We start from the raw sequence: 18,517 nt of genomic DNA on the forward strand, positions 1-18,517 counted from the left end.
ACGGCCGGTGGAAGGTTCTCCCCTTCTGCTGGTTGCTGTTCCTGTGGTTCCTGGTCCGTGACACCCGGAAGTACCGGCGCTCGATGTGTGAGTACCTGGAACATCAGGCAGCCTCCCCGTCCGAGGACGAATCCGCCCCGTAGGCGTCGGTCATAGCCGTGATGTCGCCATCGGAGACGTAGGCGGCCCGCACCCGCACCGGAGCCGGTGAACCCTCCACACGGACGTAGCCCACCCCGGGCAAGGTCGGGTCGATCAGATGCGCGTTCGCACCCCGGTCCCGAGCGCCTTCCCCAAGAATCATGTCGACCTGGGACGCCTCGTCCAGCCGAAGCGCGACCTTGTCCGGAAACAGGTTGCGCAGGTTCATGACCTCCTTGCGCGGGTCCTGCAACGCGGCCAGCACGGCGAAGCCGACCGAACGCCCCTGTGAGGTCAGGGTGGCAATGGCGTTCTCCGAGCGCTTCCGGATGTCCCGGTCAGGGTGGTAGGCGGTCAGAAACGCCACCTCATCGAGTACCACTAGGACGAACGGGTCTTCCGTAGTGGGGGTGTGCGAGCGCCGCTTGCCCGCGTAGCGCCGAGCCCGGTCCTGCATCTGGGCCACGGCCAGTTCCAGCACCGCCACCGCGGATTCACCGTCATCGGCATAGTGCGCGAACAGGTCCCGCCCGTAGGCGAGTTCCATGCGCTTGGGGTCGATCGCCCACACCTGCGCGATGTTGTCCGCGACGGCGGGGAGCATCGCCCGAATGGCCGACCAGATCACCGAGCCCTTACCCGACCCGGTCACCCCTGCCACCAGGACGTGTGTGCCGTGCAGGCGCAGCGCCCACCGCGCGCCGTCCTCGCGCACCCCTACGCCCAGTGCGCCCAGATCCGCCCGCGCGCCCACGTCCAGGGCGGGCACGGTGCGGGCGAGGGTGTCACGGCGGGGGAACTCCAGGGTGATCTTGCGCGGGCCTTCCACCAGCACGCGGCAGGAGGGCGCACCGAAGCCGTGGGCGAGTTCGGCCACGCGCGCCTCGAAGTGGGCAGGGCTGGTGCCCGCCACCAGGGTGATGCGCACCCGGTCCGCCCAAGCGGTGCAGAGGACGCGGCGGATGCGCGGCAGGTAGCGGCGCTCCTGGTAGGACTCGGCCAGGCCGGAGATGACCAGGACGGGTTGCCAGTGGCGGCGGTAGACCATCACGTGCCGCCACCACGCCAACAAGCGCAGCGCCACCCACCGGCGGAAGGACACCGAATCGACGCGCCACCACACCAGCGACACGACGAGAGCGGCCGTCCACAGCCCGGCCAGACCCGGCCAGTCCAGCCACCACCAGGCCCCGCCCGAGGCAGCAGCCGAGGCAACCATGACCGGGAACCGCAGCGGCAGCGTGGCCAGGAACCGCACCAGCCGCCACACCCACGAGGCCAGGACCACGATGCCGGGCGTTTCCACGATCGGGGTCGTCCACCGCACCCCCTGAGCGGGAGAGGGCAGCGTCGGGGGCGTCTGCGCGGCCCCCACCTTGGCCGAGCGCATCAGAGCACACCCCCGCCCCGGTTCTCGTTCTGGTCCAGGACGCGCGAGCGCATCAGGCGGGCACGGTCGGCGACCTCGGCCGCGTCCGGGGTGCCCAGGTCGGCCAGCGCATCGAACACCCGCGCCTTGAACGCGTAGAAGTCCGCCCACTCACAGGGCGAAGAGCAGGGGGTCTCGACCGCGTCGAGGTAGGCGTGCACTAGGCCGGAGCCGGTCAGGGTGGACAGGTCATCGGGGTAGGGGGACATACTGGAAACACCTCTTGTGAGAGTTGGGAAGCTTCTGAGGGGTGACAGGGGCGGCTCAGGTGTTGGCGCACCAGGCCGCCCCGCTTACATGCCAGGAGGCGATCAGGCCGCGTCCTTGGCCGGAGAACGACGACCGCCACCGGCAGCACCGGCGGTCGGGGGCTTCACACCCCGGGCGCGCAGCGAGTACGCCACCCGGGGGCGGCGGCCGTTGTCGTCCACGTAGGGCATGACCGCCATGGATTCGAACTCCACCGGCCGGAACGGCAGCCCGGGAACCTCGTCGGGCAGGGTGGGGCACACCTTCGCGGGGATCTTGACCTTCACGCTCTTGGCCTTGCCCCGCGCGTCGGGGTCGGCGTCGATCACATCCACCGCCCACAAAGGCAGCCCCGACTCCTTGTCGAGCTGGGGCCGCTTGGTCTCGAAATCGGTGATCGCCTCCACCCCGAGCGCGAACGCGCCGTGGGGGAACACAGCGGCGAACTCCACCGGCAACGCACCCTGAATAGCCATCGATCAGCCTTCCACTTGATGATCACTCAACCACTTGTCCGGTCAAGTTGAATTCAGGATAACCGGCCACACTTGATCGGACAAGTAGATAAGTGGCCGGTGTTCGCCCGCGTCTACCCCGCCGGGTAGGAGTCCTCCAGTTCGTGCAGGTCACCGGGGAGGACCACCTCAGCGACCGCGATCACTTTCTCCGCGGCATCCAGTATCCGCGCGGTGATGCCGAGCACGGGAGTCCCCTCGTCCAGGCCCAGGCGCTCGGTCTCCTCGTCCGTGGCCAGCCGCGCGCACAGTCGCTCGGATACCCGGGAGGGCCGCACCTGCTTGACCATCTGCACGTGTTCGCGCGCGCCGATGCTGATCGGCTGTGCGTCGCCCAGGTCGGTGCCGTCCGCGACGTCGAGAGGGAACCACAGGGTGACCAGCTCACTGGGTTGGCCGTCATCCAGGACCAGGCGTTGACGCATGATCGCCGGGGAACCCTCGGGCACACCGACCGCCTCAGCCACGGCAGCGGGCACGGGAGTGCGGCCCGCCTTGACGATGCGGTTGCTCCTGGCCTCCTCGGAGGCGTCGAAGGCACTGGCTCCGGCATGGGAGCGTTCGGAGGTCTGTTGCGGAACGCCGCGCACGAACGACCCGCGTCCGTGTTCGCGCTCGATCCACCCCTGCATGCTCAGGATCTGCAAAGCCCGCACCACCGTGGAGCGTCCGGCCCCGAACTCACGCACCATCCGGGATTCCGAGGGAAGCATCTCCCCCACGGGATACGTACCGTCTTCGATGCGCTCTTGGATCGCCCGCACGATCTGTACGTACTTGGGCGGAGCGAACTCCAAACTCGACATGATGTCCACCTGGTGACTCTAGTACTCGTATGGTCGAGTAGCTTACTTGCGTGGTCCGGCCCTGTCAGCAGGTGGGGGCACATTTGAGCCCCGACCCGTGATCAGGGAGCACGGCGGGAAGCACGCCACGCGGGCGCGCACATCACCGTGTGAAGAGGAACGAGACCCGCGTTCCCTGCCCCGTGATCTCGGAGAGACGGCAGAGCACGCGGGAGTTCTCAGAAGGGCCGCCAGTGCACGGCGCGTTCGACGGTGTAGACCCGCAGATTGTCCACCGTCGCCCCGCACACCGCCCGGCGTTCGACTTCCACCAGAGCGGCGGCGACCAGGGCCACGTCATGCCGAGCTGCCTTATCCGTCGAGGACAGCACCGGAGGCACGATGCGCCGGACGTGGTTGCACTCGGCTCCGTCGACCCCGTGACTCAGCCCGACCACGTAGGACATCAGCAGCCGTCGCCGCGTCACGGGTTCGGGCAGCACACACCGATGCCGCTGGACCAGAGACGTCCCGTCCTGTTGCCGGGACAGGGTCTCGTAGGTGATGGACTCCCAGTCCTCACAGGCCACACGCACCCGCACGCCCTGGGCACGAGCCCACGCCATCAGGGTTGCGCGGTCGACCACAGTGCCGCGTCCGTCGCCGTTCATCGCCGCACCACCCCAACAGCGATGGCCGTGCGCACCAGGTCACGCAACTCGGCCATGTCATCCAGGGCAGGGGACGAACGCGCGATCTGCACCAGCAGGTCGATCCCCCGCCGGTCTCGCTCGGCCCGCTGAGTCGAGCGACGGCGCTCCACATGCGCATAGGGGCCACGCACCAAGGAGTAGGAACGGGGATCGTCGCCGTCCATCACGATGGGTTCCGGAGCGGGCCACAGCTCCACTCGCGCGGGAGCGGGCACCCGGAACGGAGGGGGTCCGTTGCGGTGGTGCCTACCCTGTCGGGTCGGTCGAATCAGAGTCACCAGCGCCCGAATCAGGGCGATAAGGTCTCTCACGTCAGCCTGCTTTCATCAGGTTGGCCGCGCCCCCGGACGCCTCGCACGCGTCGCGGGGGTCTGTCATGTCATGGATCAACAGGCGAGACCGCTGTCAGTGGAGGGCTCCGACGTGACGGAGCGCTCTCCCGTCCCCTTGCAGAAGGGACAGGCCGCTGCACGCGTTGCCTGCTTCTCACCAGGCACAGATCGAACGACGACCAGTCGTCGCGGTCGGACGGACTTCCAGCCCCGCCCACGGCATGACCTGCACTTCATTCCGTTCCTGGCATCCATATGGCCAACAATCCCGGGTTGGGATTCCGAAACCCATTCCTCCTCGGGATGACAAAGAGGGATACTGGCGGTCCCCGTACTCGCAGCGCCGAGGAGTCAGGATGCAGGGACACCCGACGAGCCGGATCACCATCCCGTCGTGGGCATGGGAGCGAGAACACACGACCGAGTTCCTGCGCAGGCGCGATGTCCAGGCGCTTTTCCAGTTCGTGCGCCAGTACGGCGGCGCGAGTCAGATGGCGATCTCGGCGGCGACCGGTCTGTCTCAGGGGCGGGTCAGCGAGATCCTGAACGGCCGCAAGACCGTCACGGCCTTCGAGGTGTACGAGCGGATCGCCGAGGGCATCAGCATGCCCGACACGTCCCGGATGATGTTCGGCCTTGCCCCGAGGAACCCGGGCGCGTTCACTGGACATGAGAGCGCGGTGGCCTCGGCAGTCCCGAGCTTGCCCGCGCAGAGGAGCCCAGGCCCAGGGGAGGTCTCGAAGGTGCGCCGCCGCGAATTCGTCGGATTGGCCGGAACAGCTCTCTTCCAAGCCACAGGTGGTTCGATGCTGGACATGGACGAGATCGCAGCGGCACTCACCAGGTACGCGGGAGCCAGCCGAAGCACCGCCCGAGCGGCGACCAGTCTGAGAGAACTCGCCCAGCGGACTCACTCCGCCAAGGTCGGATATCAGGCGTGCCACTACACGGCCGTGGCCAAGCAGCTCCCCGAGTTGCTGCGGAACCTGGATGATGCCGCCACTGGAGTCGACGGGGACGATGTCGCCCAGGTCCACGCGCTCCGTGCGGAGACGTATCACGTCGCGGCGAGCCTGCTGCTCAAGTGCGAGGAGAGGGGATTGTCCTACCTCGCAGCCGATCGGAGCATGCGAGCCGCTGAGGACAGCGAGAACCCCGCGGTCGTGGGAGCCAGCGCCCGAGCGTTTACCCGTGCACTGATGCGCGAACGGCACTACAAGGCGGCGACGGAACTGGCAACGAGCACCGCCGAACGTGTGGACAGCGCCATGGACGAGCCCACGCCGGAATCCTTGTCGGTGTACGGTTCACTTCTACTGAGCGGAGCGGTATCAGCGGCCAAGCGCGAGGACCGGGGTCAGGCACTCAGCCTGCTTGACGAGGCCAGCCACGCGGGCGAACGTCTCGGCGGCGACTTCAACTACCAGTGGACGGCATTCGGCCCGACCAACGTTCTCCTTCACCGGGTCAGCGCAGCCGTCGAATTGGGCGACGCGGGAAGCGCCATTGACTACGCGCGACAGGTGCAGTTGGCCAACATCGAGGTCATGGAGCGCAGGGTAACGCTCTTCATCGACGCAGCCCGCGCCTACCAGCAGTGGGGGAAGACCGAGCACGCTTACCACGCGCTGCGCAACGCCGAAGAGATGGCAAGCGAGGAACTGACCGCGCGCCCGGTGGTGCACCAGTTGATCAACGACATCCGCACCCGTGCCAGCGGGCACCTGTACGGGAACGTCAGCGAACTCGCGGAAAGGGTCGGTGCCTGAGGCAGTGAGCGACCAGAAGACGCTCTACGTGGTGGTGTGCGCAGCCGGACCGGCATCGGAGGTCGGCACCCTAGTCGGTTGGGCCCAAGACCGAGGCTGGACCGTTCAAGTCATGGCCACCCCAGCCGCTGTCAGCTTCATCGACGTCGAGGCATTAGAGAAGCAGACCGGTCGACCAGTGCGGAGCCAGCACCGCGCACCGGGAGACCCCCGCTCTCCGAAAGCAGACGCCATCATCGTTGCGCCAGCCACGTTCAACACCATCAACAAGCTGGCCAGTGGGATCGCCGACAACTATGTCTTGGATGTGGTGAACGAGGCGATCGGTCTTGGAGTACCGACCGTCGTACTCCCGTTCGTGAACTCCGCTTACGCCGGTAGAGCCCCGTTCCGAGACAGCGTCAGGAAGCTCAAGGGAGAAGAGGTGTCCGTATTAATCGGGAAAGATGCGTTCGCCCCGCATGAAGCCGGAAGCGGGTCGAGCGCGTTCGACACCTTCCCTTGGCAGCTTGCTCTAGACCAAGCAGAGAAGATTCTCTAGAGCAGAAGAACCGGAACACAGGACTGCAGCGCATGAACCGCGATATCGATCGACCCCAATCGACGCCGCTGCACTCCGTTTCCGTGGCAGGAGCCGTCATACGCGATGACGGACGAATGCTAGCGATCCGCCGAAAGGACAACGGTACCTGGGAACCACCGGGCGGAGTCCTGGAACTGGACGAGACTCCCGAAGATGGCGTGGTCCGCGAGGTCCTGGAGGAAACCGGCATCCACGTCGAGGTGCAAAAACTCACGGGTGTCTACAAGAATATGGCCCGCGGAGTCGTCGCCCTCGTCTTCCGCTGCATGCCGTCCGGTGGAGAGGCACACCCCACGAGCGAGGCAATCGCTGTCGAATGGCTATCAACGGGCGAGATCAAAGAACACATGAGCGAAGTCTACGCAGTCCGGCTACTCGATGCCTTGAGCCCGTACATACCGTACGTACGGACTCACAACGGGAAAAGGTTGTCCACTTAAATAGCCTAACTTCCGATCAGATTCTATATCTTCAACGAATCAAGCCCTCCGCTTTGAAAGAACCTCAACAATTCTTGAGTGAACTGCTGGCGCTTAAGTCGATCCGATGAAGGCAACTGCCCGCCAGCGAATGTAGCTATCAGTTCAGCCAACGCGCGAAATACATCAACCTGACCTGGTCGCTTTAGTGCAGAAATTATCTCAACGCTCTGCTCTTCACAAGCCCTGCTTTCCAGCGGAGCCGACTCCTTCCCAAGAACATGATACTTGTATGCCATTAGAATATGATAGCGAATCGGCTTGAAACTAGGGTCAAGGCCAGTGCGAAATGCGTTCTCGATTCGATATGCGGCAAAGGCGCTTGCCACATATGGAGACAGCTTATGATCCTCCCTAAAAATAGAAGAACCCACCTCGTCGTATAGGCGACTCACATAACGAGTAGCAGATTGAGGGGCATCCAGGAAGACGGCAGATATCGCCTTCATCTGGTCACTTATGTTGACCACCCTAGCCTTAACAACCTCTTTCCCATAGAATTGCCCAGATCGCCGCTCATACACAAGCTTAACGTCATTTCCGTCGAGATTATAGAAATCCTCCAACTTCTTCTGGAAGTTTGTAAGAGCAACAAGATCGTTCTCCTGAACCTCTGTCTGAGAATTCGTAGCCCGGATTATTTTCGTAGCAATTTCTTCATCGCCAGTAACAACCAATCGCACTGGCACAAAAACAGACGAGAAAGCCCCGCCCAACGCTTCTTTTGCCAGGTGGATGCAATGGCTTGTCTGGCAACCGTTAACTATCTGGTAGTCGGATATAGAAACAGCATCACCCGGCTTTGGAGAATAAGAGGAAGCGACAATAGTGATCCCGTTATTAAGCACCGGAAGTAGCGCCCTTTCCGAAGATCCAAGCGTATCCACTATCTGCTTATTGACGGGATTATCCAGCCCTTTAAATCCCCTTACATTATCATAGAAAACACTCTCATCAAGCACATCACCCTCCCCGCTTTTGATCAACTTAAACACTTCTTCAACAGAGATAACTCCTAGGATAGCCTGATCAACTCCAGGCATCTCAGGGATATGAAGCTGCTTCTCAAGCCTTATCTCTACCTCATTTGCATTGTTTTTCCTTTTCCAGGCACTGTGCACCTCGTCAGCGCCGAGCACTTCAGCTGTGACCAGCCCGAGGAAGCCAAGCCCGTTGATATCCGAAACTACGGAATTAACCCTTTCGACAGTACTCTCCGTCGTCACCGAATTACGTGGGGCCGTTGTGACGAAATAGATATGGACGGCAGGAGGAGCCTTGAGTCGGCTTGCGTAATTATCGAACAGGTACCCCAAAGATTTCGCCAAGGCTTCAATCTTCGGATAGGAAGAAAACGGTCGATTATTAAGGAAGGAGCCGATGACTTGCCCAAAGTTCAGGATTTCTACCCCGGAGACAGACCCAGACCGTTTTGCTTGAACAAAATAGAGCGCCACATCTACCTTGGAAGAATTTTCGCAAGCATCCCTTACATCATCGATATCCCAGATCAGATTTCCATTAACTTCAAAAGCAATAACATCAATCCCAGGCGTTCCCCCATCGAGAAGAAGGTCAGTTTTTTGAACCTGAGCCAGGAGACCGTTTGGAAGCACTAGGCTCGATGCAAATATTTCAAACGCATCAGAATCACCAAGAGTTGTGATCTCCTCGGCCTTCCGGAAATCATTGAACAAGCCTCGAATAAGAGGGTTCATGTCCTGCCCCATGTAAACTGCTCCAAAAATTGCCGAGTTTGGCTGTATGGGATCAAGGCGGCGGCCGAGCGCCGTCGCAGCGGCCCTCGGCCGTGCGCTCGGACTGCGGGCTGCCGCCCGGTCCCGAGCGCACGGCCGTGGGCCGCACGCACGCACCATCTCTCGGACAGGCCCGTACGACGAGTGGAACCAGAGCCGCCCGTTACGTCCATGGTGACGCAGGACACGGCCCTCTGTCAGGGTATTTGGTCCCAATGGTTGATGACGTGTTCAGGTCCCGGGGCACCCGATGGCGCGACACGGACTGTCTGGGGTGCCGACCCCAGCGCCATCGGGCACCCCGGACCGAGGACGATGGTTGCCGAAGACCGGGGCTGAGGGGGCATGGTTCAGGCGTGCGAGACAGACCAGCTCACCTGGGGCTGACGTCCTGTGGCTGGGCCAAAGCAATGCACATTCAGTGCACACGGCTCCGAGAAGGTGCCGGAAGCGGTGAGAAGCGACCGGGACGAACGTCGAGGTCAGCGACAGTTTCCAAGCTCCGCCCACAGGCCACCGATGGCCCCCGGTACGGGAAGAGGTCGTGGGTTCAAATCCCGCCACCCCGACAAAGGAACGGGTGTCCACGCAGGTGGGCACCCGTTCTTCGTTGTGCCCTGGGCCCACCGCGTCCCGAGGTAGAGCCGCACGACACACAGCGCGGCGGCCTCCGCGCAGGCCGGACACCGTGCTTCCAGCGTGGACCCGCACGGCACGTCCACGATCTCACTGGCACCGGTGGCAAGGTCCGTGCGTCGGAGAGAGACAGGCCGGATGAGCATCCCGTGGTCAGCGGCCACCTGTTCGGCGACCTCTCGGGCCAGGGGGTGCGCCAGCCGTTCGTCCCGAGTGGACTTACCGGTCAGCGTCGGCATCGCAACCCCCAACCGAGATATGAGGAGCGCACCCGTGGACCGCTCGTAATGGCGTTTCGCCATCGGTATCGCGATCGTCAGCGGCCTGCCCGTAGCGAACATGATCTATAGCAGTAGATGGGGCGCAGCGATCAGCTACGTGATCGGTGGGGCCGCATTTCTGGTGTTGTGGGTTATCCATGCGTTGAAGATGCGTCGTCACGCCGGTTCACCCTCGCCGTCCGAGAAGGGGTCCGAGCCGTAGACCTGGGCCATCGCGGTGATGCTGGCATCCGAGACGCAGGCCGCCCGCACCCCCGGCCCACTGTCCGGACGTCCTTTCTTGACCGGCGGCCCCACGCGCGTCGGTCAGGTATCCGTCGGGTCCACGTTCCAGGCGGTAGGTAGATCAGCGTCGCAGAAGACGCAGACGAAGTCGTCCTCCCGCACGATGCTCACTTCACCACAGGCAGGGCAGCGACGGAACACGAACTCGTGCGTGAACCGGCCGAGGTGGTCGAGGCCCGCGCGCTCCAGGGCGGTCGCCACCGCCGGCCACGAAGCCGGGTCAGGGCAGTAGCCCGTGGACTGGTTGCTGACCTCGTCGACGATCCAGCGGTCCTCGTGGAATCGAAGACCGATCTCTCCGGCACTCAGCACGGGAGCTCCACCAGCGCACGCCACGTGTTCGCTGCGTCGGGAAGCCAGGAGAGGTTTCCCTTCCAGACCGACGACGAAGGTGAAGGGTTCGATCCACTCGGTTGCCGTGTGCTCTGCCGCCCAAGCACTGAAGCCGGTCGTGGTATCGATACGGTGCGTCCACCCGGTATTCGCCACGAGCCCGGTGTGCCCGTCATGTTCGATAACGGGGGCGGGCCACCGGAGGCGTCCCTGTGGCCCGCCGCGTGTTCAGGACCGGCGCGCTTCCCGCCACGGTTCGGGGAGGAGGCCGCCCGCGCGGAGCGTATCGTCCAGTGCGGTCCAGGCGACCTCGGCGGCGTCGGCCGTGGCACGCGGTGTCGGCCGGGCATCATGGTCGCGCAGGGGCTCCGAAAGCGTGTCGAACCAGACGGTGCTGCGATCGCGCCCGTGCACGCGGGGTGCCCAGCCTACGGGGCGGGGGCCTCCCCCGCGCAGGTGGCGGTGGAGGTCGTCGAACACCCGGTCGGCCTCGCACAGTGCGTGGAGCGTCCGTCCGGTGTCCCCGCGTACGGCGAGCCGTGTGGCGTCCGAGACCGTCATGCCGGTACCCCCAGCCCCATGAGCAGGTCGGGGCCGTGGTGGCCCCGGCTGGCACGGACGGGTCCGCGCCGTTCCTCGAAACGGCGGTAGAACCCGGGCACGGTCTGGGGCGAGTCGGTGATTCGTAGGGCGTCGTCCAACGCGCGGCGGGGGGAGGGGACGCTCGGGACGTCGGCGGCCCGTGCCACGGTCGGCACGTCGACCGCGTAGCGCCGAACCCGGGAGGCACGCCGCGCTCGGGCCTCCTCCCTGCGTTCGCGGCGCAGGATCCGGGGTGCCGCGTGCAGGCCCCGGGAGGGGCGGATCAGCCGTGAGAGCACGGCGAAGAGAGCAGTAAGGTACTGCATGGCAAGCGCTCCTATCGCTTGTCCGGGCCCGGGGTGTTCCAGCACCGCCGGGCCGCGCTATTCGTATGTCAAGCCATGACCATACATCTATCTTGTCTAGGTCGTCTAGTACGTCTGCCATATCCAAGGCGTATCTGACGTGGCTAACGTCCGCCACATGGATGTTGACCGCTTCGATCCCATACCCCTCTATCAACAGGTGGCACGGGCGATACGCGACCGGATCAAATCCGGAGACCTCAAGCCGCGGGACCGGATCCCCTCGGAGTCGGAACTGGTCGCCGAGCACGGCATCGCGCGAGAGACCGCGCGGAGGGGGATCGCCCTCCTCCGCTCCGAGGGCTGGGTGGTCACCCTCCCCCAGCGGGGCACGTTCGTGGCCGACGAACCGGGAACCCCGCCTGCCGCTCGATGATCGACACGGGCGGAAAGGCGGGCGCACCTACGCAACGGCCCACTCGTCGACCATCTCGCCGACCCGTCCGACGATGGTCTGAGTCGATCGGACCGCTGGTGAAGCACGAGAGGCCCCGGGCCACCCCGCCCTCACGCCTCCCCTCTCCAGCGGAGCACCTCCAGGGCGGCGGCCACCGCCACCACGTTGTCGGCGAGCGAGCGCGGCAGCAGCTCATCGGCCCTGGCCAGCCGCCGCAGCACCGTGTTGCGGTGGGTGTAGAGCCGCCGCGCCGCCACCGTGGTGCTGCACTGCTCGTGCACGTAGACCTCCACCGCCTCCCGCACCTGCGGGTCGGCCGCGGCCACGGCCCCTCGGACACGGCGCTCTGCACCATGGTCTGATCATCCCAGAGCAAAGTGCTGTGGCGTGATCGGGGCCACACCACCGATCCTGGGAGTCCGGCCACCCCCGTCGGAGCGGAGAGGGACATGACCACACACACGCCGACCGAGCACCTGGACGTCGTCGTCATCGGAGCGGGGATCTCCGGGATCGGGGCCGCGCGCTACCTGACGACCGGCGCCCCGTCGAAGAGCTTCGCGATCCTGGAGGCCCGGGAGGACCTGGGCGGCACGTGGGACCTGTTCCGCTACCCCGGCATCCGGTCGGACTCGGACCTGTACACCTTCGGCTACGAGTTCAAGCCGTGGCGGGACGAGGACGCGATCGCCGACGCGCCCAAGATCCTCGACTACCTGCGGGAGGCGGCGCACGAGAACGGCGTGGACGCCCGCATCCGCTACCGGCACAGGGTGCTGAGCGCCTCGTGGTCGTCGGAACGGGCACGGTGGACCATCGAGGCCGAGCGCACCGACACCGGGGAGCGGGTCCGCCTGACCTGCGGGTGGATCTTCTGCGGCAGCGGCTACTACGACTACGATGCGGGCTTCACCCCGCGGTTCGAGGGCAGGGAGCGCTTCCGCGGCGAGATCGTGCACCCGCAGCACTGGCCGGAGGACCTCGACTACGCGGGCAGGCGGGTCCTGGTGATCGGCAGCGGTGCCACGGCGGTCACCCTGGTGCCCGCGATGGCCGAGACCGCCGCCCACGTCACGATGCTCCAGCGCACCCCCACCTACGTCATGCCGGTGCCCAAGCGGGACCGGCTCTCCAGTCGTCTGAAGAAGGTGTTCGGGCCGAGGCTGGGCTACGCCCTGGCACGGCGCAAGGGCATAGCCCAGCAGCGCGCCGTCTACGCCTTCTGCCAGAAGTACCCGCAGGCGGCACGGAAACTGATCCGCCGGGTCAACACCCGGCTGCTGCCCGAGGGCTTCCCGGTGGACGAGCACTTCAACCCGCCGTACGACCCGTGGGACCAGCGGCTGTGCGCGGTCCCCGACGGCGACCTGTTCCGGGCCGTCCACCGGAGGCGGGCCTCGGTGGTCACCGACCGGATCAGCACCTTCACCGAGAACGGGGTGCTGCTGGAGTCCGGACGGGAACTGGAGGCCGACGTCATCATCACCGCCACCGGCCTGAACCTGAAGGTGTTCGGGGGGATCGCTCTCGTTGTCGACGGCCGCCCCGTGCACCTGCCCGACACGGTCGCCTACAAGGGCATGATGCTCTCCGGGGTACCGAACTTCGCCTACGCCATCGGGTACACGAACTCGTCGTGGACGCTGAAGGTCGGGCTGCTGTGCGAGCACTTCTGCCGGCTGCTCGGCCACATGGACGCCCGCGGGTACGACGTCTGCCGCCCGGAGGTGTCGGGGCCGGAGATGGCGACGCGGCCGCTCCTGGACTTCTCCGCCGGGTACGTCCAGCGCTCCATCGACGCGCTGCCGCGCCAGGGCGACCGCTTGCCGTGGCTGACCTCGTTCTCCTACCACTCCGACGTCAAACTGTTGCGTGCGGACAGCGTCACCGATCCCGAGCTGCGTTTCTCCCGGGCCGAGGCCGCGCGTCCCTCCGCGGCTCTCTAGCCCTTCGGGGCGTAGAGCACCGCGTCGATCTCGACGGCGAACCCCGGCAGGTCCGCCTGGAGGGTGGTGCGCGCCGGCGGCTCGTCGCCGAAGAACTCAGCGAAGAGCCCGTTCATCTCCTGGAAGTCGTCCAGGTCGCGCAGGTAGACGCGGGCCTGGACGGCGTCGGCCAGGGTCGCCCCCGCCGCGTGGGCGATGGCGGCGAGGTTGGCGAACGCGGCGCGCGTCTGCTCCTCGAACGTGCCCTCCAGGAGGGAGCCGTCCGTCAGGTGCGGGGTGCATCCGGCTATGTAGACGAAGTCCCCGGCGACGACGCCCTGCGAGTAGGGGCCGCCGGGCGGGGCGGCGTCGGGTGTGGAGACGGTCAGCTTCTTCGCAGCCACAGGTCTTCCTTCTTTCCGCTGAGGTGGACGGGGCGGGACTCAGAACAGCGTGCGGACGGCGTCCACGACACGCAGACCGGGGTCGAGCACGGGGATCAGCGGCCACCTGTCGAACACCGTGCACGGGTGGGACAACCCCAGTTCGACGACGTCCCCGACTCGCGGCGCGCGCTCGTCGGCAGCGTCGAAGTCACAGAACGCGTGGTGGTCGTTGAGCGTGGCGATCCGCGCCGTACCCTCCAGCGGGACGCGCTCGCCGTCGCGGAGCAGGGCGCGCGGCAGGGGGAGGTCGATGTCGAAGGAGACGTCGCGCTTGCCCGCGCCCAGGATCGCCCGCCCGGGTTCGGGGCGCGAGAGCACGCGCGCGTAGCAGGTGAGCGCGGGGACCAGCGGGTCGTCGTCGGCGGCCGAGCGCAGCGGTGAGACGCGCTCCATGAACACGTCGTCGTGGGTGACGTAGCAGCCCGAGCGCAGGATGCGGCGGACTGGCAGTGAGAGGTCGAGTTCCCGCGCCAGGGCCTGGTCGGCCAGGTCGGGGAAGGCGCTGCCGCCGGCGGTGACGATGATTTCACCGGCTTCCGAGAACAGCCCCTCGGCGTCGGCGCCGCGCACGAACTCGGGCAAGCGGTCCAACCAGGCGCGCACCCGGGCGGGCGAGTCGTCGTCGCGGCGCTGGGGGAACACGCCCTCGAAGGCCTCGACCCCGGCCAGGGCGAGGGAGGGACTCGCCGCCACCGTCCGGGCCAGGGCCAGCGCGTCCTCCATGTCTCGCACGCCCGCGCGGCCGCCCTCGGGCCCCAGTTCCACGAGCACCCGCAGGGGGCGCACGGCCCCGGCCAGGGCCGCCCCCATGGCTTGGACTCCCTCCGCGGAGTCCACCAGGCACATGACCTCGAAGGCGGGGTCGGCGAGGGCGTCGGCGATCCAGGCGAGCTGGTTCCGTTCGACGACCTCGTTGGCGATGAGGACGCGGGGAGCGCCGTGGTCACGCATGGTGCGGGCCTGGGCGACGGTGGCGGCTGTGAGGCCCCAGGCTCCGCGCTCCAGCTGGGCCGACCACAGGCGCGGGGCCATGGTGGTCTTGGCGTGCGGGGCCAGGCCGACGCCGCGTGCGGCGCACCAGCGCGCGAAGCGGTCGAGGTTGTGCTCCAGTGCCCTCTGATCGAGCGTGACGGCGGGCAGCCACAGGTCGTGCAGGGTCAGACCGGCCGCACGGACCTGGTCGGGGCTGAGGGGGCTGGTGGGCAGGGAGCGCGCGTCCACCGGCAGGGCGTCGAGGGCGGCCAGCCGGTCGGCGGGCAGCGCGGGCCCGGCGGGGGCCTCGGCGGGTTCGGTCATCGGCGCGTTCCTCCATCGCTGTGTTCCTCGTCGGCGGATCGGGGGAAGGGTGCGTCGAAGTCCTCGGGGCGGTCCAGGTGCCGTACGGAATCGCGGATCCGCGAACGGCGCTCGGCCTCGGCATGTTCCTGAGCCGCGCTGAGCGGCACCCACTCCGGCGGAGGCGGTGCGGCGCATGGCGGCAGTTCCCGGCCGGAGACGTAGGTGGCGGTGTTGGTGAGCCGCAGCGGCGCCTCACGGGTCCCGCCGTGCACGTCCACCACGGGGAAGGCGCCGTACTCGACGTCGAAGACCGCGATGTCGGCGTCCGCCCCGACCGCCAGTGTGCCGCCCGCGAGGCCGAGCGCGCGGGCGGGCCGGACCGTGGCGGAGCGCACCGCCTCGGCCAGGTCCATCCCGGCGGCCACGGCCTTGCCCATGACCGTCGGCAGGTCGAAGGCGGGGCCGTGCACGGAACGCACGTGCAGGTCGGTGGAGACGACGGGGGTGATCCCGGCGGCGAGTTCGGCCTCCAGCACGTCGAAGTCGAACGCACCCGAGCCGTGGCCCAGGTCGAAGACCACGCCGGTGTCGCGGAGCCGGGCCAGGGTGTCGGTGGGCCTGCCGTCGGCGACGAGTCCGGCGGCGACTCCGGTGGCGCAGTGGGTGAGGATGTCTCCTTCGGTGAGCAGTGGCGCGATGTCGCCGATCGAGGGCGGCCCGTAGCCGATGTGCACCATGAGCGGCCGTTCCAGCCGCCGTGCGAGTGCCACCGCGCGGCGCAGCGGTTCCAGCCCGTGCGCTCCGACGGTGTGGCGGTCGATGCGGGCCTTGACGCCGCGGACCAGGTCGCCGTGGCGGGCGGCCACGGCCGCGGCGGCGTCCACGTCGAGGTTCTCCAGGACGTGGTGCTCGCCGGTGCGGCCGACCAGCCCGAGTCCGGAGACGTTGATCAGCGCGTGGACGCGCAGCGGTGTGGGGTCGGCGGCCCAGCGGCGCAGACCGTCCATCGCGTAGGCGCCGGCGGACCCGGCGTCGACCCAGGTGGTCACACCGGTCCGCCAGGCGAGGGCGTCGGCGTCCAACCCCCAGTAGGTGGCGCCGCGCCACAGGTGCGTGTGCAGGTCGACCAGGCCCGGCAGGACGAGGCGGCCGGAGGCGTCGGCCGTCCGGACGGCCCGGGAGGCGGGCAGGCCGGGGGCGACTGCGGCGATGCGGCCCGCGCGCACGGCGACGTCGGCGGTCCCGTCGAGCCCCGAGGCGGGGTCGATGACCCGGCCGCCGCGCAGCATCAGGTCCCACACACCGACCACCCCCGCACTTTTGCTGCACTATATGCAACACTGTTGCGTATTTTCCAGCGCCAGGAATAGCATTCGGCCGTCGGGCGGGTCAAGCTCCCGCATGGACCGGGCAGGTGGGAGGCCGGAGTGGACGCACAGCAGCTCGACGCCGTGTGCGTGGGCGAGACCATGGCCCTGCTCGTCCCCGACGGCGACTCACGGGACGGCGTGCCCCTGCTGCGCGCCGAGATCGGCGGCGCCGAGTCCAACGTGGCCGTGCACCTGGCCCGTGCCGGGTACCGCGCAGCGTGGCTCGGCGCCGTGGGCGACGACGTGTTCGGACGGCTGGTCCGCGACCGGCTGACCGCCTCCGGGGTGCGCTGCCTCGTGCGCGTCGACCCCGAGCGCCCCACCGGGCTGTACACGAAAGAGCCCGGTCCCGGCGGGGGCCGGGCGCACTACTGGCGGCGAGAGTCGGCCGCCTCCGCGCTCGGACCCGAGACGGCGGCCGAGGTTCGGCGTCTGCGGCCCCGCCTCGTGCACACCACCGGCATCACCGCGGCACTGTCCGACACCTGCCTCGCGCTGGTCGAGGACCTGCTGTCCGTTCCCTCCGACGGCACCCTGCGCAGCTTCGACGTGAACTACCGCCCCGCGCTGCACGGGGACCACAACGCCGACACCCTGCTCAGCCTGGCGCGGCGCTGCGACATCGTCTTCTGCGGCACGGACGAGGCTGCGTCGCTGTGGGGCACCTCCGACCCGGGAGAGTTGGCCGGCCTCCTACACGGCCCCGGCCTGCTCGTCCTCAAGCAGGGGGCCAAGGGCGCCATGGCCGTCCGGCACGACCGGTCCTGGTTCCAGCCCGCGCCCCGGGTGTCGGTCGTCGACCCCGTCGGCGCGGGCGACGCCTTCGCCGCCGGGTTCCTGGGGCGGCTACTGGAGGGGGCGGCGGTCCCCGACTGCCTGGCCGAGGGCGCGCGGACCGCAGGGAGGGTCCTGGGGATCCCCGGTGACGCCCCCACCCCCGGACCGGGGCACGCGGCGGCCCGGGAGACTGGGCAGCGACCCGGTCGCGACCCGCGGGGGAGGGACTGACGGTGTCCTCCAGTGTCGAACGGGCCATGCGCATCCTCGTGGAACTCGCGGACGGCCCCACCACGATCAGCGAACTGGCGCGACGCCTGGACGTGCACCGCACGACCTCTCTGCGGCTGCTGCGGACCCTGGAGGAGCAGCGGTTCGTCCTGCGCACCGATGACGGCGGGTACCGGCTGGGTCCGCGGATGGCCACCCTGGCCGCGGCCGCGCTGGAGGGGTTCGACGTGCGCGGCCTGGCCGCCCGGCACCTGCGGAACCTGGGGGAGGCCACCGGGCAGACCGTCCACCTGGGCGCGCTGGAGGACGGCCGGGTGGTGTACCTGGACAAGGTGGAGTCACGTCACACGGTGCGCATGTACTCGCGGGTGGGTGCGCTCGCCCCGCTGCACGCCACGGCCGTCGGCAAGGCGATCCTGTCCCGCCTGTCCGAGGACGAGCGCGACACCCTGCTCGGCCCGCCGCCGTTCGCGCGCTGCACGCCCGCCACCCTGACCGACCGGGCCGCGCTCGACGCGGACCTGGCCCTGACCGCCGAACGGGGGTGGGCGCTGGACGAGGCGGAACACGAGGAGTTCGTGCACTGTGTGGCGGCACCGGTCCTGGGCGCCGACGGACGTCCGGTGGCTGCGGTCTCGGTCTCCGCTCCCCGCATGGTGCTGGACCGGGAGGGCCTGCTGGCGCTGACCGGGCGGCTCACCGCCGCGGCCCGTGACATCAGCGAGGAACTGGGCCGACGCCGACCCTGACCGGCACCACGCCACCCGGCCACCGCCGCCACCGCCTGTCCGGCGATCACCAGAGCGCCGCCCCACAGCGTGAGCCGCCGGAACGGTTCGCCCGCCCCGCGGACGGGAAT

The 18,517-nt window shown here is 67.6% G+C and carries 21 protein-coding genes; 7 read left to right on the forward strand and 14 right to left on the reverse strand.

What is annotated here, in order from left to right; genetic code table 11:
* Positions 1-103: 103 nt before the first annotated feature.
* From B042_RS0112220 to B042_RS0112245, 6 genes are all read right to left on the reverse strand, one after another.
* Positions 104-1,534, reverse strand: a complete 1,431-nt coding sequence (locus tag B042_RS0112220) for an FtsK/SpoIIIE domain-containing protein (RefSeq protein WP_028648533.1) — start codon at positions 1,532-1,534, stop codon at positions 104-106.
* The gene (locus tag B042_RS0112225; protein ID WP_028648534.1) at positions 1,531-1,779 is read right to left on the reverse strand and encodes a hypothetical protein; all 249 of its coding nucleotides are present in this window, start codon (positions 1,777-1,779) and stop codon (positions 1,531-1,533) included. The genes B042_RS0112220 and B042_RS0112225 overlap by 4 nt, the downstream gene beginning before the upstream one ends.
* Before the next feature lie 102 nt (positions 1,780-1,881).
* Positions 1,882-2,295, reverse strand: coding sequence for a hypothetical protein (locus B042_RS0112230; RefSeq protein WP_028648535.1), 414 nt, complete (start codon positions 2,293-2,295; stop codon positions 1,882-1,884).
* A gap of 113 nt (positions 2,296-2,408) precedes the next feature.
* Complete coding sequence (locus B042_RS0112235; RefSeq protein WP_028648536.1) at positions 2,409-3,149, reverse strand: GntR family transcriptional regulator; 741 nt, start codon at positions 3,147-3,149, stop codon at positions 2,409-2,411.
* Between the two features lie 209 nt (positions 3,150-3,358).
* The gene (locus tag B042_RS0112240) at positions 3,359-3,790 is read right to left on the reverse strand and encodes a hypothetical protein (RefSeq protein ID WP_028648537.1); all 432 of its coding nucleotides are present in this window, start codon (positions 3,788-3,790) and stop codon (positions 3,359-3,361) included.
* A complete protein-coding gene (locus B042_RS0112245; RefSeq protein WP_028648538.1) occupies positions 3,787-3,996 on the reverse strand; it encodes a hypothetical protein in 210 nt (69 codons plus the stop codon). The genes B042_RS0112240 and B042_RS0112245 overlap by 4 nt, the downstream gene beginning before the upstream one ends.
* 524 nt (positions 3,997-4,520) lie before the next feature.
* On the opposite strand from B042_RS0112245, the gene B042_RS0112250 reads away from it, so the two are divergent.
* From B042_RS0112250 to B042_RS25005, 3 genes are read left to right on the forward strand one after another with little or no spacing between them, the layout of a single operon-like run.
* On the forward strand, positions 4,521-5,933 hold the full coding sequence (locus B042_RS0112250) for a hypothetical protein (RefSeq protein WP_028648539.1): 1,413 nt from the start codon (positions 4,521-4,523) through the stop codon (positions 5,931-5,933).
* Positions 5,926-6,474, forward strand: coding sequence for a flavoprotein (locus B042_RS0112255; protein ID WP_028648540.1), 549 nt, complete (start codon positions 5,926-5,928; stop codon positions 6,472-6,474). Before B042_RS0112250 ends, B042_RS0112255 begins: the two co-directional genes overlap by 8 nt.
* Positions 6,475-6,506: 32 nt before the next feature.
* A complete protein-coding gene (locus B042_RS25005) occupies positions 6,507-6,956 on the forward strand; it encodes an NUDIX hydrolase (RefSeq protein WP_081748748.1) in 450 nt (149 codons plus the stop codon).
* Between the two features lie 23 nt (positions 6,957-6,979).
* Here B042_RS25005 and B042_RS25010 read toward each other — a convergent pair whose 3' ends face one another.
* The 4 genes from B042_RS25010 to B042_RS24375 all read right to left on the reverse strand — a co-directional run bounded on the left by B042_RS25010 (position 6,980) and on the right by B042_RS24375 (position 11,195).
* Positions 6,980-8,725: an AIPR family protein gene (locus B042_RS25010; RefSeq protein WP_197024279.1), complete on the reverse strand. Its 1,746-nt coding sequence runs from the start codon at positions 8,723-8,725 to the stop codon at positions 6,980-6,982.
* A 1,250-nt stretch (positions 8,726-9,975) separates the two neighbouring features.
* Positions 9,976-10,266, reverse strand: coding sequence for a hypothetical protein (locus B042_RS26540; protein ID WP_231493970.1), 291 nt, complete (start codon positions 10,264-10,266; stop codon positions 9,976-9,978).
* A 249-nt stretch (positions 10,267-10,515) separates the two neighbouring features.
* Positions 10,516-10,848: a hypothetical protein gene (locus tag B042_RS23000; RefSeq protein ID WP_051415654.1), complete on the reverse strand. Its 333-nt coding sequence runs from the start codon at positions 10,846-10,848 to the stop codon at positions 10,516-10,518.
* Positions 10,845-11,195, reverse strand: coding sequence for a hypothetical protein (locus B042_RS24375; protein ID WP_051415655.1), 351 nt, complete (start codon positions 11,193-11,195; stop codon positions 10,845-10,847). The genes B042_RS23000 and B042_RS24375 overlap by 4 nt, the downstream gene beginning before the upstream one ends.
* Before the next feature lie 157 nt (positions 11,196-11,352).
* On the opposite strand from B042_RS24375, the gene B042_RS0112285 reads away from it, so the two are divergent.
* Positions 11,353-11,610, forward strand: coding sequence for a winged helix-turn-helix domain-containing protein (locus tag B042_RS0112285; RefSeq protein ID WP_028648544.1), 258 nt, complete (start codon positions 11,353-11,355; stop codon positions 11,608-11,610).
* 131 nt (positions 11,611-11,741) lie between these two features.
* On the opposite strand, the gene B042_RS0112290 is transcribed toward B042_RS0112285, so the two are convergent.
* A complete protein-coding gene (locus B042_RS0112290; protein WP_028648545.1) occupies positions 11,742-11,957 on the reverse strand; it encodes a helix-turn-helix domain-containing protein in 216 nt (71 codons plus the stop codon).
* Positions 11,958-12,080: 123 nt separating this feature from the next.
* Between B042_RS0112290 and B042_RS0112295 the strand changes: the two genes are divergently transcribed.
* Positions 12,081-13,577 carry an NAD(P)/FAD-dependent oxidoreductase gene (locus tag B042_RS0112295; protein WP_028648546.1) on the forward strand — a complete coding sequence of 499 codons (1,497 nt, stop codon included), beginning with the start codon at positions 12,081-12,083 and terminating at the stop codon, positions 13,575-13,577.
* Here B042_RS0112295 and B042_RS0112300 read toward each other — a convergent pair.
* From B042_RS0112300 to B042_RS0112310, 3 genes are read right to left on the reverse strand one after another with little or no spacing between them, the layout of a single operon-like run.
* Positions 13,574-13,960, reverse strand: a complete 387-nt coding sequence (locus tag B042_RS0112300) for a RidA family protein (protein ID WP_028648547.1) — start codon at positions 13,958-13,960, stop codon at positions 13,574-13,576. The two genes, B042_RS0112295 and B042_RS0112300, sit on opposite strands and share 4 nt — an antisense overlap.
* 39 nt (positions 13,961-13,999) lie before the next feature.
* Positions 14,000-15,298, reverse strand: a complete 1,299-nt coding sequence (locus B042_RS0112305) for an alanine racemase (RefSeq protein WP_028648548.1) — start codon at positions 15,296-15,298, stop codon at positions 14,000-14,002.
* Positions 15,295-16,581, reverse strand: a complete 1,287-nt coding sequence (locus tag B042_RS0112310; RefSeq protein ID WP_028648549.1) for an amidohydrolase family protein — start codon at positions 16,579-16,581, stop codon at positions 15,295-15,297. Before B042_RS0112310 ends, B042_RS0112305 begins: the two co-directional genes overlap by 4 nt.
* Before the next feature lie 126 nt (positions 16,582-16,707).
* Here B042_RS0112310 and B042_RS23010 point away from each other — a divergent pair, with 126 nt between their 5' ends.
* Positions 16,708-17,658 carry a sugar kinase gene (locus tag B042_RS23010; protein ID WP_231493972.1) on the forward strand — a complete coding sequence of 317 codons (951 nt, stop codon included), beginning with the start codon at positions 16,708-16,710 and terminating at the stop codon, positions 17,656-17,658.
* Positions 17,659-17,660: 2 nt separating this feature from the next.
* Positions 17,661-18,407: an IclR family transcriptional regulator gene (locus B042_RS0112320; protein WP_028648550.1), complete on the forward strand. Its 747-nt coding sequence runs from the start codon at positions 17,661-17,663 to the stop codon at positions 18,405-18,407.
* Positions 18,408-18,517: the final 110 nt, after the last annotated feature.

The sequence above is a fragment of the Nocardiopsis sp. CNT312 genome (assembly GCF_000515115.1).
Taxonomy (GTDB): Bacteria; Actinomycetota; Actinomycetes; order Streptosporangiales; family Streptosporangiaceae; genus Nocardiopsis.